Genomic DNA, 13716 nt, shown 5'->3' with positions numbered 1-13716 from the left:
ACCCTGGCGGTGATCAAGAGGTTTGCGTCAGGACGCACCGCATTCCTGACGCAAACCTCTTGATCACCGGGGAAAGACTGGGGGTGGGGTTAGGGGGTCGTGAAGGTTTTGGTGATCGTTGCGCAGAAGGCGGGGAGGTCGTCGGGTTTGCGGCTGCTGGTCAGGTTGCCGTCGGTGACGCACTCCTCGTCCACCCAGGTGGCTCCCGCGTTCGTCAGGTCGGTACGCAGGGTCGGCCAGGAGGTGATCCGACGGCCACGCACCACGTCCGCCTCGATCAGCGTCCACGGGCCGTGACAGATCACCCCGACGGGCTTGTCCGCGTCGAAGAACGCCTTCACGAACCGCACCGCGTCCGGGTCGCCCCGCAGGAAGTCCGGGTTCGCCACCCCTCCGGGCAGCACCAACGCGTCGTAGCCGGCGGCGTCGGCCTTGTCGACGGTCACGTCCACGTCGTACGTCTCGGAGTGGTCCAGGTGGTTGAAGGACTGGATGGAACCGGGCTTCAGCGAGACCAGCTCGGCCGTCGCGCCAGCGGCCTCGACCGCCTCGCGTGGCTGGACGTACTCGACCTCCTCGACGCCGTCGGCGGCCAGGAAGGCGATCCGCTTGCCCTGCAATGTCGCTGCCATCTCGGTACATCTCCTCTCGGGGGTACCTCAATCCCCTTCCCGCCCTCGAACGCCCGAAACAGGTCGGAGCGGTGTCGGACCGGCTCGGACCGGTCAGACACCGCCGAAGACCGCCTGACCAGCGGCGGGACCGGTCGGCGCGCAGGTTTGTCCGCCAGGCCGCTGGGGACCCGGGGAGGCATGGCAGGAGCAGCAGCGGAGCAGCGCCGGCTCGCCACCGTCGTGGAGAGCTGGCTCGGACGCCCAGTCCTGATCGTCGGTGACGCCATGTTGGACGAATGGCGGTTCGCCGACTCCGACCGGCTCTGCCGGGAGGCGCCCGCCCCGGTCCTCACCCTGCGTCGGCGGATCTCCGCCGCCGGTGGGGCCGCGAACACCGCCGTCAACGTCGCCGCCCTCGGCGGCCGGGCGGTGCTGGTGGCACCGGTCGGCGCCGACGTCGCCGGGGACGAACTGCACGACTGCCTAGACCGCGCGAGCGTCTGGGACCGCACCGTCAACCAACCCGGGCGACCCACACCGGTGAAGCGGCGGATGTTGGCCGGCAACCAGATCCTGCTGCGTGAGGACTCCGGCGACCCGGAGGACGCGTTGGACCACGACGGGGTGAGCCGGCTGCTCACCGCCCTGACTTGCGCCACCGAGGAGTTGCGCGCCGCCGCCGGTGGGGAGGCGCCGACCCTGGTGGTCTGCGACTACGGCCTGGGCGCGCTGCCCGCGCCGGTCCGCGCGTGGCTGGTCGAGAACCGCCAGCGGTACGCCACAGTCGCGCTGGACGCCCACGACCTGGCCGACTGGAGGGGTCTCGCGCCGACAGTGGTCACCCCCAGCTTCGCCGAGGCGACCCGACTGTTGGCCCGCGCGGGCGGTACGACCCGACCGACCGGCGGAACCGAACTGCACCTGGAACACCCGGACGGCGACCCCGTCGACGGGCCGTCCGAGATGACCGTCGGCGCGGCCCCGGGGGCGGTACGCGCCGACGACACCGCCGCCGAGCTGACCCGGGCCGACCGCCCGGGGCCGGTCGGCGAGCCCACCCCGGGCGAGGGTCGGGTCGCCCTCACCGGCGACGGGCTCAGCGTCACAGGCACCGGCGTCACAGTGAACACCCGGGCCGGGGAGGGCGTCGACCGGGCTGTCCTGGCCAAGTCGCGGCTGGCCGAACTGCGTGCGCACACCGGTGCCGACGTGGTCGCGGTGACCCTGGACACCGAGGGCGCTGTGGTCGGCGGAGCCGACGGGGAGCCACGCCGCAGCCACAGCACTCCGGTGCCGGCAAGCCACGCCGTGGGCGCCGGCGACGCGTACCTGGCGGCGATGACGTTGGCCCTGGCCGCCGACGCGCCCCTGCCGACCGCCGCCCAACTCGCCCAACTCGCGGCCACCATCACCGTCTCGGACACCGGTACCTGCGTGTGCCGACGCGACGACCTGCTCGCCGCGTTGGGCGAGCCGACCGACACCACGAGCCACCCCGCGCTGGTCAGCGGCGACGAGTTGGACACGATCGTCGCCGGGTACCGCGAGGCGGGACGGTCGGTGGTCTTCACCAACGGCTGCTTCGACGTCCTGCATCGCGGGCATGTGCGCTACCTGGAACAGGCCCGCGCGTTGGGCGACCTGCTCATCGTGGCGGTCAACTCGGACGGCAGCGTACGACGGCTGAAGGGCCCGGACCGGCCGGTCAACCCGGTCGAGGACCGGGGTGCCCTGCTCGCCGCGCTCGCCTGCGTGGACCACGTGGTGGTCTTCGAGGAGGATTCACCAGCGGCGCTGATCGAGGCGGTCCGACCTGACGTGTACGTCAAGGGCGGCGACTATCCGCCCGAGCTGGTGCCGGAGGCGCCGCTGGTGCGCCGCCTCGGCGGCCAGGTGCGCACCCTGGGGTACGTGCCGGACCGGTCCACCTCCGCGATCATCGAGCGGATCCGGTCGCACAGCCAGGACCCGTCGCCACACCTCGACGACCGGGAGCCCGACCCGTCGCTGCGCACCCAGGCGTCGTGAACCGCCCTCTCGACGCCGGCACCCCGGAGGAGTTCCGCACCGACCGGCTGGTCGACGTGCTGATTCCGACCCGGAACCGGCCCGCCGAACTGGCCGTCACCCTGGGCGGGCTCGCCGCCCAGGACGGGGTGCCCGGCTTCGGCGTGGTCGTCAGCGATCAGTCCGACGGGGATCCGGCGTACGCGCATCCCGCCGCCGCCACAATGGTCCGGGCGCTGCGCCACCGGGGCCACCCGGTGCTGCTGACCCGCCGGCTGCCCCGACGGGGTTTGGCCGAACACCGCGCCTACCTGCTCGCCGCCTCGGCCGCCCGGTACGTCCTCAGCCTCGACGACGACATCTGGCTGGAACCGGGTGCGCTGCACCGACTGGTCACCGCGATCGGTGAGCTGGGCTGCGGGTTCGTCGGCAACGGCGTGCACGGGCTCTCGTACACCGACGACGTGCGGCCGGAGTCGCACGGCCACTACGAGGAGTGGGTCGGGCCGCCCACACCGGAGCGCATCCGACCCGACACCCCGCAGTGGAACCGGGCCCGGATCCACTCGGCCGCGAACCTGCTGCACATCACCGAGCAGTTGGCGCTGCCACCGGGCGCGTGGCGGGCGTACAAGGTCTCCTGGATCGGCGGGTGCGTGCTCTACGACCGGGCCAAGCTCGTCGACGCCGGCGGCTTCGACTTCTGGCGTCGGGTGCAGGAGAAGCACCAGGGCGAGGACGTGGCGGCGCAGCTGGCCGTGTTGTCCCGCTACGGTGGCGCGGGCATCCTGCCCAGCGGCGCGTACCACCTGGAGTCCCCCACCACCGTCACCGACCGTGACGTGGAGGCGTGGGAGGTCGTCCTCGCCGAGGAGGACACCCCGCAGCCGGCCTGAACTACCGGGTGAGCAACTCCCGGGCGGCTTCCAGCACCTCGATCACCGGTACGTCGGTCACGAACGAGTCCCGATGCGGGCAGTCACCGTCGCCGGGTCGGTGCGGATAGATGCCCGGCGTGCAGTCGACCCCGCAGACCGGGCAGTGCACCGTCCACGAGCTGATCGGGCGGTGCCGGCCCCGCAGCGGGCTGGCCCCGTTGATCAGGTTGCCGACCCAGAAGATGCCCACCGTTGGCGTGCCCACCGCGGCGGCCAGGTGCAGCGGCCCGGTGTCGTTCGAGACGACCAACGCACAGTCGGCGTAGCAGCCCACCAACCCACCCAGGCTGAGCGTGCCCACCTGTGGGCCCACCGGCACCTGCGCCGCAGCGACGACCTGGTCCACCACCTCCTGCTCGGAGGGCGTGCCGGTGACCAGCACCTCGTAGCCGTCCTCGTGCAGCGCACGGGCCACCTCGGCGAAGCGCTCGGCGGGCCAGCGGCGGCGGGTGTCGGTGGCGCCCGGATGCAACGCCACCCGGGGACGGCTCGCCGGGCCGAGCACCTGGGCGGCCTCGGCCCGGTCGGCGTCGGTCACCGCCAGCGTCGGCGTGATGGTGGTGGCCGGCGCTCCCGCCAACGCCACCACCTCCAGGTAGCGGATCACCTCGTGCTGGTAGTAGACGTAGCGCAGCCACCGGTCCAGCTGCGGCGCGTCCTCGGCGCGCAGGCCGACGGTCAACCGGGCACCGAGTCGGCTGATCAACGGGTTGGAGTTGGCACCCCCGCCGTGGATCTGCACCGCCAGGTCGAACTCCGCAGCGGCGGCAGCGGCCACGAAGTCGTCGATCGACGACTCCGGCTCGCCCGGCTCCGGCGTACGGATGCCGGGGGCCGGCGGCACCACCAGCACCCGGTCCACCGGGCCGGGCCGGTCGCGCCAGAGCTTCGCGTGCCACGGCGCGCCGAGCAGCACGATCTCCGCCGAGGGGTACGCGGTGCGCAGGGCGTCCAGCGCCGGCAGGGCGAAGATGAAGTCACCGAGCGCGTTGGCGCGCAGCACGGCGATCCGCCGTACGTCGGGAAGGCGCTCGGCGGTCGGGCCGAGCACGGACGGGGTGACCACCCGACCCGCTACGGCCGGTCGATCTCGCCGGCGGTGTCCGGGCGGTGCAGCTCCCGGTCCGCGGCGGGATCGGCTGGCATCGGCGTACCAGTGGAGAGGTCGCCGGAGCGCGGCCCGGTGCGGCCGACGGTGATGGTGCGCGGCGCGGGCCGCGTTGCCCGTGGCAGCCGCACCCGCAGCAGGCCGTGGTCCATCACCGCGTCGATGGTGTCCGGGTCGACCCGCGCCGGCAGGTTGACCCGGTATTCGAAGCCGCGCGTCTCGAAGCCGCCGGGGATTCCGTGGTCGGCGTTGACCTCCGCCTCCGAGCGGGCTCGCACGCACAACTCGCGGTCGTCCAACTCGACGGCCACCTCCTCCGGCGCCACTCCGGGCAACCGGACGACGACCTCCCAGCCGTCCGAGGTCTCGGTCAACTCGACGTCGGACGCCCCGCCGCGACCACCGACCAGGCGACTCAACTCAGAGCGCAGCGACTGCAACTCCCCCATCGGGTCCCAGCCCTGCTGCCGGCTGCCGCGCCACCCCCGGCCGAAGCCGCCAAACTGCTGCTCGCTCATCACACCTCTCCGATCCGCTGGGTGGCCGTCGGCGGCCGTAGTGAGCTGGGCGCGTCCAGGCCGGCGTCACTGTCGACTCCCACACCGAGCCGGTCGACCAGCTCGCCACCGAGCCAGGCGCTGATGCCGAGAATCGCCAGCGCGACCAGCTCGATGGCGATCAGCGCCCCGCCGGCGGCCCGGGAGTCCGCGTTGAGCCGCACCGCCCACACGGCGGCGAAGAGCAGGATCACCGCGACGTTGGCGCCCGCGTGCAGCAGACCCACCCGCTTGGCGCGGGTGCCGCTCGGTATCGCCAGCAGGTCGAACGAGCCGGCCGCCGCGGCGAGCAGGCCGCCAATCAGGCCGACGGTGATGTTCCAGTACGCGACCTCGCCGAGGAAGTCGGGACCGCCGACGGCGTCCACCAGGTCGAACAGCACCGCAGTGGCCAGCAGCGCCACCGGGAACATGACAAGCATCGGATGGACTGGGTGACCCAGCACCTTGAGTCGGCTCTCCATCTCCCGGCCTCCACTGGTCGGCGTCCTGCGGAACGGTCCACGTCGGCGAGCGCATCGGGTGAGGCCGTACCCCCGGCAACCCGGCACAAACCTCGCGCTGGTCACTGCGGCCTAGGCTGATGACGGTGGTGCCCACCACCGGGTCAACGCCTGAGGGAGGACCAACGTGACGGTGGAGATCACCTCGCACGAGGAGTTACGCGAGTTGCTCGGTGAGCCGAGCACGCGGACCGCCAACAAGGACCGCACCCGCCTGCACGAACGGGACCGCGAGTGGCTCGCTGCCTCACCGTTCTGCCTGATGGCCACGGCCGGCGCGGACGGGAGCTGCGACGTCTCACCCAAGGGCGACCCGGCCGGGTTCGCCCTGGTGCTGGACGACACGACGCTCGCGCTGCCGGAGCGGCCCGGCAACAAGCGGGCCGACGGCTACCGCAACATCCTCGACAACCCGCACATCGGGTTGCTCTTCCTGATCCCCGGGCGGACCGACACGCTGCGCATCAACGGGCGGGCCCGCCTGGTCAGCGACGCGCCCTGGTTCGACGACATGGTGGTCAAGGGGCACCGGCCGGTGCTCGCCGTGGTGGTGGAGATCGAGCAGATCTTCTACCACTGCGCGAAGGCGTTCCTGCGGTCCGCGCTGTGGCGGCCGGAGACCTGGCAGCCCGAGGCACTGCCGTCCCGGCCACGCCTGATCAAGGAGGTCGAGGCCCCGACGGAGAGCCTCGAAGATCTGGAACGGCACTACGGCCCCGAGTACGCCACGAAGATCTACGTCTGATCGGCCGCGCCGGGTCGGATCGGCTACGCCTCGGCCGACTGCGACCGGTCCGCCTCGTCGGCAGGCCAGGCCGACCAACCGTCCGGGTTGCCGAACGACTCCCGGGAGATCCCCGAGCCGGTCTCCGGCCACGAACCGAACCGGTCGTTGTGCAGGTGCGCGAAGAGGTAACACATGCCTTCGCAGTCGGCGTCCAGCAGCGCCATCGCGGGGTCGGCACGAACAGCTTCGTAGTAGGCCCGACCCAGGGCGACGATGAAACCTCGGGCGTAGAGGAAGCCGTCGTCCGACCCGTCGGTCACCTCGTGGATGTCCTCCCGATCGATGTCGTACAGCTTGCGCTCCACCACCCGGTCCAGATCCGTCAACTCCTGCCCGGTCAGCTCGACGGTCAACTGCCCGAGCCGGTCCAGGAAGGCATCAAGCCAGGCGTCGATCGCGTAGGACGGGTCGTCATCGTCGACATCATCGCCGTCGTCAGCGGCGGGGTCGCGCTCGACGAGGGCCTGACGCAGCGCCAGGGGCTCGGCGCCCAACTCGGCCCAGGCCGACTCGATGAGGGCCCACAGCCGGGCCTCGTCAGCAGCGGTGGGCAGCGTTCCAGGGGCATCCGTGGTCACGGTCACCGCAAGACCGTAACCACCACCACCGACGCTTTCAGGACTCCGCGGCGGAGACCATCCACAAGTGACCGTCCGGGTCGGCGAAGACGCCCGCGTACCCCCAGGGGTGGTCGGACGTCTCGGTGATGACCTCGGCGCCGGCAGCGCGGGCCCGTTCGACGACCGCGTCCGCGTCGACAGGCGAGTCGACAGTGAGGTTCAGCAGGCACTCGCTCTGGCCCCTCGGGGCGACCTCGTGCCGGCCGATCACCCAACCGAAGCCGCCGGTCGGGACGAGCATCAGGCGCAGCCCGTCATTGACCACGAACTGCAACGGCTCCGGGAGACCGTCGTCGGCCAACTCGCCCACGGCTTGGAGGCCGAGGCCCTCGCGGTAGAACCGGTAGGAGGTCGGACGGTCGGCGATGGGCAGACTCACGATCACCGGTGCGGGAGTCATGGGTGGACGCCTCCAAGGTGCCGGTCGTGTCGCTGAATTAACGTTGGCGTGGTGACGGTAGACGGCTGGCTGTCTGATACTCGCACCTCCTACGACACCGTGGCGGTCAGCTACGCGCGCCTGGTGCGTGACCTCCTCGCGGAAGCACCGTACGAACGAGCTGCTCTGGCCTCGTTTGCGGAGCTGGTGCTGGCCGCCGGCGGTGGGCCGGTCGCGGACGTGGGCTGCGGAACGGGGCGCATCACCGCCCACCTGCACACGCTCGGCGTCGACGCCTTCGGGATCGACCTCTCGCCCGGGATGATCGACGTGGCCCGCCGCGATCACCCGGAACTGAGGTTCGAGGTTGGCTCGATGACCGACCTCCATCTGGCCGACGGCTCGGTCGCCGGCCTGGTCGCCTGGTACTCCCTCATCCACATCCCCGACGACCAGATCGGCGTCGTGTTCGCGCACTTCCGGCGGGTCGTGCGCCCCGGTGGCCCGCTGCTGCTCGGCTTCCACGTGGGCGACGAAACGACCCTGAAGACCGAGGGGTACGGCGGGCACCCGATGAACGTGCGCGTCCATCGTCGACAGCCATCCCAGGTGGCGGCCTGGCTGCGTCAGCACGGGTTCACCGTCGACTCGCAGACCACCGTCACCTCGGCGGAGAGCCGACTCGGCGGAATCATCGTCGGCCGACGGCACCCCTGACCGCCAGTCGTCAATCTTCCGTCGCCGCCGCCAGCCGAGACTGCGTACGTCGGTAGCAGTATTCGGCCGTGGGCGGCGATCGATGATCCGCGACGCAGCAACCTGGATATTCGGTGGCGGCGGACTGGCCGGCATCGCCTGAAGGTCGGCGTCCGCGCCGGGCTCGGGGCCGATGAAGTGACAGTGACCCAGGAGGCGGCCCACCGTCGGCACCAGCGTCGGGGCCGTGGCCGGCGGTTGGATCAACAGCGGCACACGGCACGCAGCACGCTCCCGACCACGCCTCCACAGCAAGCCAGGCCGTCGAAAACCGCTCCGGTAGTTGCCAACGACGGACAGTTGCGCAGCCTCCCCCTAAGTCTTCGCTTTCTGAGAGCGCAACTGCTCAGCGCGCTGACGAATAGCGTGATCCAGATCGATGTCACTCTGAAGATCTCGACTTCGATCGCGTCGGCGGAGCTTCTGCTGCTCATCCTTCAGGTCCTGCTGACGCTCTTCGACGGCCAACCGGTCACCATAGGTAGTGTCCAGTTCCGTGCGCTTTATGCGAGTCATCGCAATTGTTTGCTGGCTACGCAATGTCGCATCCAGAACGTCGTCATAGGCTGTCTTATCGCTGGACAGCTTGACGATCACGGGGGCACACTCGATCGCAGTGAGGAACAGGCGGAGGAACCAGGTCGCCGTAGTCAAGTATCTGTTATCCGCGCGCAGCTCGTCGAATGATGCCATTCTTTCAAGCAAGCCGATTTCCTGCTGCGTTGCTCGGATCTGATTCAGAGCTTGACTAGTCTGTGCGCCCACCTGTTCTGTGTACAGCTGAACTGCCAAGCGCACGTCCTGCTCGAGCATCGGCAACTTATCCTGTAGGAGCTTGACCTGCTCGCCTTTGACCGCAATCTGGTTAGCACGGTAAAACAAATCCTGCTGGTTGCGGAAGTTCCGACATTCTGGGCCAACGCCAGGCCGCCCAGTTACGTCGTCACCAGTAAGCCCGTTGCACTCACGCCAGGTTCGTTGGGTCATCTTGTCGTAAGCAGCCTGAACGTCAGCGAAATTTTTCTGCAAAGTATCCAAACTTTGCTTAGTCCGAGTTAGCTCGTCGGTGGGACCGACAACGTCAGCGGTGACGCTCAGAAGGTACTCACGACACTCCGGCAGGTTCTGCCCGGCCCGGCGACCATCCGAGGCCAGAGCGTTGCAGCGCTGATAACTGGCCTCCGCATTACTCACGGTGGCTGCCCGCTCCGAACGAATTCGCTCTTCAATTGCTGTGTGGAATATTGTCAGCAGCAACGGCTCGGCCAGCACAAATCCGAACAGGATCGCTAAAGCGACCCGCGGTGCGGTCATTTTGAGCTTGCTAGTCCACTGACCGCCGGATAATTTGATCATCAGGAGTCGGTCGAAGCTCAAGATGAATGCGAACCATGCGGGCACGGCGACAAGAGCGAGAAAAGCAAAGCCGTCATTTACAGTGTGGATCAGTAAATACATTTCGAGCGCCGATAGCAGGGCGGTGCCAAGTACCACGCCGCCGAGGGCGCTAGCACGTGACTTCTCTGCTGGGACGTGCGCGAGCACCTCTTCGTCGTTGCCCCCAATCCGGCTAAGGAGCCATCCAGCGGAAGAAGTTCCCGGACCGACTACCGGCCCCTTCCTGCGCTGCTCAGAAGTCATCGTCGTCGACGTCCTGGGGCTCCGAACTGCCGCGCCAATCATCGTCTTCCTTCCCGCTGTTTGAACGGGCCTCCTGGGACGTTGCCCGACGGCCGATCGCAGTCGCAGGATCGCCCAGTGGAAGGGCAGTGTCCCTAAACGTAACCGATTGCGAATCGCCGGCGACCTTCGCAACGATCTTGTCGATGATGAGAGCAGTGTCGATTGGCACTTGGTCAGCATGCCCGTAGGAGGCTAGGTTCGTCAGCATCTCAAGAAGCCGGCCGGTTGATTTGTCGTCCTCGCCGTAGCTACGTATGGTGGCGTTGCCGAGACTGACCTCACCGAGGCGGATAGCCAGAGCTTCGACGGCCTGCGGACCACGGTTAAGAATGTCCTCGATTAGTGCGGCCTGGCTGCGGTCGAAGTCTCGGTGGACCATTTCCAAAATCTGATTCCGGTTCAACTCCTGGCGCGAGCGCTCAAAGTCGATAAGGTCCTTCGGCGTCAACACATCGACGTCGCCGAGCAGGACCTCGACGCCCTCCAATTCCACCGGCTTCAGGCTAAACCGGGCCTCAATCTGTGCGGACAAGGCGTCTCGCGCGTCGGCTAGTTCCTCGAGCGTGTAACCGTTGGCCAGCGCCCGAAGCTGCCGGTCCTGCCGCAAATACGACGCCAGATCCTCCATCATGTCGGCATGGGTGGCGACGACCGTCTCCGCCTCGCGTACCCGACAGCTGAAAGTAACCCGCACGGCAAAGACGTTCGCCGGATTCGCCGACGGTAGCTCCAGCCGGACGGGCACCATGCGTTGCCGAACGTCAACGACGCTCACGGAGGCAGCATCGACGACGACGGGTTCGTCTCCGCGAAGTCGCTGCCCTGGCGCGATGACGTAACGGTTACTGACCTGGAATACCAGAACTGTTCCAGGACGCTGCCGGGGTAGCTGTCCCACGTCACGGCGGGTACGCCGGAAGAGTCCGCGCCGCACCTCGTCGAGCTGGACCTCTTCGATGATGGGATATGGCATTTGTAGTCTCCCCTAGAAGGCCGCTTTAAGGGCGTGCAGGATCCGGTCGCTGTGGATACGGTCGCCGTCGTGCCGATCAAGGCGTTGGAGGCAGCGAGCGACATCGGCGTAGAGCAGCCTCCGCTCCAGGCCGTCTGGCAGGGCTGCCAACAAGCGCCGGCCCAGCTCTTCGGTGGTGTGCTGCGAACCGATGCCGGATTGGTTTATCAGGCGCTTCCCGCCAGAGCCTGTGTGCTCCAGCTCGCGCAGGCATGTACAGAGGGATTCGACGGCGCGGCGGCGAGCCGGACGAAACACCAGGACGCGGGCCCACAGCTGACCCAGCACGCTCGCACTGTCCGTCACCTTCAGAAGACAGGTCGTCGGTAGCAACAGCCGACCGGATCGCACCGCAAGGATCTCCGCAACAAGCCGGAACCCCTCACGCTGCACAAAAGGATGCGGGGGCAGGCCCTCAACCAATGACAGCACTTTACGCAGGATCACGGCAAGAGTCTCGGGATCCTTTCCGGCCTCGGCGCAAAAGTCCACCATTGAGGATCGGGCCAACTCAAGCTCTTTCTGATTGCGGGCCACAGTCGCTGATCGCCACATCCACTTGAGAGCATCCTTGGGATACCGGAGGCCTAGTGAACCACTCAGTGCCACGATCGATGCACGTCGCTGCGCGACAGTGCCCATGGCGGCCCATTGAGTGGCATATTTCAGTGCGGCGTCGGCGGTTCCGCTGTCATGACCGAGCCACCACAACATCAGGACAGCGGTGAGCTGTTCTGCAGCGGTCCCTTTGGACCAGGGCGTCAGGAAAGAATCCTCAGCAACCGACCGATCGATTTTCCAAAGCTGGGCAACTCCCCGAGCGATCGAAGCCTGCACCTCAAGATGGCGCCGCTTGGACAACATCCGGATCCAATGCGTAAGCGGGCCCCATAGCTGTGCGTCGTAACGCTCATGGAGGCACGCTACGAGCCGTTCGTGGCTGACGAACTGTTTGAATTCCACCCGACGGCCGGTCGTCCCGTACGCGTCAGCCTCACTGATTACAGCAGCCAGACTGCCTGCGGCGAAACGGTTACTGCGCTGTTGGGGGACCACAGTGTCCGCCGCCATGACCTCAGGAGCTGCGGTCTCGGGTGCCATGGCATCAACCAGCTGCCGCAACGCCAGCTCGAAGTCTGATTCCGAGGTCTGCTCAAGGAAGGCCAAGGCAGAAATGAATTGCACATTGGCCAACGTCGGCTGGCTGTCAAACCACTGCGCGACGCGGGCGGCGTTCTCTTCGCTAAGCACGCCCAGTGCTTCTGTGCCACTTTTCCCGGCGACGAGGCGCTTTCCAACTGTGATCACCTGCCGCGGTGTAGCGTCGGCCGGCAGCTGGGCCAGTGCCACTCGCCGATCGTCCTCAGCGACTCCGGCGCCGTACTTTTCCAGGTATTCGGCGAGCAACACCTCGGGAGCAGGCATCGGCCAAGGATGCACTATATCCCTCATATCGTGCGGCGTCGTGGCGATGGTGGCCGTCACTACAAGAAATGCCTCGGCATCCTTGACCGCTTGCGCGATTCCCTCTAGCTGGGATCCGCTGACGTCCCGCTCATCCAACTTGTCTGGTAGCAGGTAGCCCCGTTTCTCGAGTTTCTTCGTGCCTAAGTCGGCAAAGGTGCACGTCGGAGAAAAACTTACGAGCGGCAGCTCTGGTGCGACCTCACGCAGAAGCTGAATTGCTCCAGCGCGACGCCCACTACTCGGCTGCCCCTGAAGCACAACGATGTGCTGTTCGCGCAGCCTCTTTGCTACGGCGCGAAACGAACGAGGGTGGACGTAGAAATGATTGAGTCGCTCCAACTCCGACGAGCCCACCCGGCCGGTAAGTTGGTACGCCTCCTTGCGGCCTGGACCATCAAAGCCGAAGGTCGCACTGCCTTGGATTTCGGCTCGATGGATGATGTTGTAAACCACCTGCCGACCGGCGTTTGCATCGCAACGATCGAGGTATTCGGGTTCTGGGCTCTTTCCATCTTCAGAAGCCGTGACGTCAACCACGGTTCTGGAACCCGAATACAATGTTCTCGCCGCGCACTGTGTCGACGTGATTATGTACGGCCTGACCTTCGCCAGCTGGCGTAGGGCGCCGCTGCGGAGGGCTCTCCGGCGGGGCCAAGCTCGCAAATGCTGGAAGTTCTGCGAGCTGGTCGACCAGCCGGTTAATGTCCGGTTCCGGATTGCGGGCCCGAATCGAAAAGGCTTTATACTCGGGCAACCGCCGCAGCGCCTGCGGGAGCTCTTGAGGCTTTGGCAACCGTGTATCGCCTACCAGCACGGGGACGACGTTAAGGTTGAGGTCCAGCGCCTTGGCAATCTCTCGATGCACGAAGTCGTTCGAGTCCGCAATTAATTGCGAACCGTCAACGGCTTCTGTCAACCAATGCGGTCCGATGACGGCGAGAACTACGTCGCTAGTCTGGAGTCGATCCCAAAGGATCCGCTCAAATGCTTTCCCCATCGGCAGAGAACGGTCATCACGGAAGACCAGATCCCTCCCGAAGCGCTCGACGAGTTTGTTGTCAAGCATGACGGCACCCAGAGCTGAATCCACCGTTCGGTAATTGATGAAGATGCCACTCATTCAATAGATCCATTCGTTCGTTCCTGGAACGCTACAGAGCGCTGACCCATCCGTAAGTATGGGCAGCGCAATCCATGATCAGCAGGTGTTGCCCGTTGCCCGTTGCCTGCTGCCTGCTGCCTGCTGCCTGCTGCCTGCTGCCTGCTGCCGCTACCTCAACGCCGC

At 67.2% G+C, this 13716-nt stretch carries 14 protein-coding genes; 4 read left to right on the top strand and 10 right to left on the bottom strand.

Features of this window, described 5'->3' with window-relative positions; genetic code table 11:
• Nucleotides 1–89 precede the first annotated feature (89 nt).
• Nucleotides 90–632, bottom strand: a complete 543-nt coding sequence (locus ABZU43_RS03350; protein ID WP_355004935.1) for a type 1 glutamine amidotransferase domain-containing protein — start codon at nt 630–632, stop codon at nt 90–92.
• 180 nt (nt 633–812) lie between these two features.
• Between ABZU43_RS03350 and rfaE2 the strand changes: the two genes are divergently transcribed.
• Together rfaE2 and ABZU43_RS03340 are read left to right on the top strand one after the other, a co-directional pair.
• Entirely contained in the window at nt 813–2642 is a 1830-nt protein-coding gene (gene rfaE2, locus ABZU43_RS03345) for a D-glycero-beta-D-manno-heptose 1-phosphate adenylyltransferase (RefSeq protein WP_355004934.1), read from the top strand.
• Nucleotides 2639–3517, top strand: coding sequence for a glycosyltransferase family A protein (locus ABZU43_RS03340; protein ID WP_355004933.1), 879 nt, complete (start codon nt 2639–2641; stop codon nt 3515–3517). The genes rfaE2 and ABZU43_RS03340 overlap by 4 nt, the downstream gene beginning before the upstream one ends.
• A gap of 1 nt (nt 3518) precedes the next feature.
• Here ABZU43_RS03340 and ABZU43_RS03335 read toward each other — a convergent pair whose 3' ends face one another.
• The 3 genes from ABZU43_RS03335 to ABZU43_RS03325 are packed head-to-tail and all read right to left on the bottom strand — an operon-like array spanning nt 3519 to nt 5688.
• On the bottom strand, nt 3519–4625 hold the full coding sequence (locus ABZU43_RS03335) for a glycosyltransferase family 9 protein (protein ID WP_355004932.1): 1107 nt from the start codon (nt 4623–4625) through the stop codon (nt 3519–3521).
• A gap of 8 nt (nt 4626–4633) precedes the next feature.
• Nucleotides 4634–5185, bottom strand: a complete 552-nt coding sequence (locus ABZU43_RS03330) for an Hsp20/alpha crystallin family protein (RefSeq protein WP_355004931.1) — start codon at nt 5183–5185, stop codon at nt 4634–4636.
• On the bottom strand, nt 5185–5688 hold the full coding sequence (locus tag ABZU43_RS03325) for a DUF2231 domain-containing protein (protein WP_355004930.1): 504 nt from the start codon (nt 5686–5688) through the stop codon (nt 5185–5187). The genes ABZU43_RS03330 and ABZU43_RS03325 overlap by 1 nt, the downstream gene beginning before the upstream one ends.
• Before the next feature lie 166 nt (nt 5689–5854).
• Here ABZU43_RS03325 and ABZU43_RS03320 point away from each other — a divergent pair, with 166 nt between their 5' ends.
• On the top strand, nt 5855–6472 hold the full coding sequence (locus tag ABZU43_RS03320; RefSeq protein WP_355004929.1) for a pyridoxamine 5'-phosphate oxidase family protein: 618 nt from the start codon (nt 5855–5857) through the stop codon (nt 6470–6472).
• A gap of 23 nt (nt 6473–6495) precedes the next feature.
• On the opposite strand, the gene ABZU43_RS03315 is transcribed toward ABZU43_RS03320, so the two are convergent.
• Together ABZU43_RS03315 and ABZU43_RS03310 are read right to left on the bottom strand one after the other, a co-directional pair.
• Nucleotides 6496–7098: a DUF4240 domain-containing protein gene (locus ABZU43_RS03315; protein ID WP_355004928.1), complete on the bottom strand. Its 603-nt coding sequence runs from the start codon at nt 7096–7098 to the stop codon at nt 6496–6498.
• A gap of 31 nt (nt 7099–7129) precedes the next feature.
• Nucleotides 7130–7534, bottom strand: coding sequence for a VOC family protein (locus ABZU43_RS03310; protein ID WP_355004927.1), 405 nt, complete (start codon nt 7532–7534; stop codon nt 7130–7132).
• Between the two features lie 51 nt (nt 7535–7585).
• On the opposite strand from ABZU43_RS03310, the gene ABZU43_RS03305 reads away from it, so the two are divergent.
• Nucleotides 7586–8230, top strand: coding sequence for a class I SAM-dependent methyltransferase (locus ABZU43_RS03305; RefSeq protein WP_355004926.1), 645 nt, complete (start codon nt 7586–7588; stop codon nt 8228–8230).
• Between the two features lie 354 nt (nt 8231–8584).
• Here the strand turns inward: ABZU43_RS03305 and ABZU43_RS03300 are convergent, their stop codons facing one another.
• The 4 genes from ABZU43_RS03300 to ABZU43_RS03285 are packed head-to-tail and all read right to left on the bottom strand — an operon-like array spanning nt 8585 to nt 13551.
• Nucleotides 8585–9910: a DUF4407 domain-containing protein gene (locus tag ABZU43_RS03300; protein WP_355004925.1), complete on the bottom strand. Its 1326-nt coding sequence runs from the start codon at nt 9908–9910 to the stop codon at nt 8585–8587.
• The gene (locus ABZU43_RS03295; RefSeq protein WP_355004924.1) at nt 9900–10925 is read right to left on the bottom strand and encodes an SPFH domain-containing protein; all 1026 of its coding nucleotides are present in this window, start codon (nt 10923–10925) and stop codon (nt 9900–9902) included. Before ABZU43_RS03295 ends, ABZU43_RS03300 begins: the two co-directional genes overlap by 11 nt.
• Before the next feature lie 12 nt (nt 10926–10937).
• Complete coding sequence (locus ABZU43_RS03290; RefSeq protein WP_355004923.1) at nt 10938–12968, bottom strand: hypothetical protein; 2031 nt, start codon at nt 12966–12968, stop codon at nt 10938–10940.
• Nucleotides 12961–13551, bottom strand: coding sequence for a toll/interleukin-1 receptor domain-containing protein (locus ABZU43_RS03285; protein WP_355004922.1), 591 nt, complete (start codon nt 13549–13551; stop codon nt 12961–12963). Before ABZU43_RS03285 ends, ABZU43_RS03290 begins: the two co-directional genes overlap by 8 nt.
• Nucleotides 13552–13716 lie beyond the last annotated feature (165 nt).

Source organism: Micromonospora sp. NPDC005205 (genome assembly GCF_040608275.1).
Taxonomy (GTDB): domain Bacteria; phylum Actinomycetota; class Actinomycetes; order Mycobacteriales; family Micromonosporaceae; genus Micromonospora.
This window is presented reverse-complemented; position numbering and strand designations above follow the sequence as displayed.

Excerpts from the sequence above, each read along its gene's own strand:
- ABZU43_RS03295 (WP_355004924.1), bottom strand. The coding sequence starts at position 10,925 with ATGCCATATCCCATCATCGAAGAGGTCCAGCTCGACGAGGTGCGGCGC.
- ABZU43_RS03300 (WP_355004925.1), bottom strand. The coding sequence starts at position 9,910 with ATGACTTCTGAGCAGCGCAGGAAGGGGCCGGTAGTCGGTCCGGGAACT.
- ABZU43_RS03325 (WP_355004930.1), bottom strand. The coding sequence starts at position 5,688 with ATGGAGAGCCGACTCAAGGTGCTGGGTCACCCAGTCCATCCGATGCTT.
- ABZU43_RS03350 (WP_355004935.1), bottom strand. The coding sequence starts at position 632 with ATGGCAGCGACATTGCAGGGCAAGCGGATCGCCTTCCTGGCCGCCGAC.
- rfaE2 (WP_355004934.1), top strand. The coding sequence starts at position 813 with ATGGCAGGAGCAGCAGCGGAGCAGCGCCGGCTCGCCACCGTCGTGGAG.
- ABZU43_RS03285 (WP_355004922.1), bottom strand. The coding sequence starts at position 13,551 with ATGAGTGGCATCTTCATCAATTACCGAACGGTGGATTCAGCTCTGGGT.
- ABZU43_RS03330 (WP_355004931.1), bottom strand. The coding sequence starts at position 5,185 with ATGAGCGAGCAGCAGTTTGGCGGCTTCGGCCGGGGGTGGCGCGGCAGC.
- ABZU43_RS03310 (WP_355004927.1), bottom strand. The coding sequence starts at position 7,534 with ATGACTCCCGCACCGGTGATCGTGAGTCTGCCCATCGCCGACCGTCCG.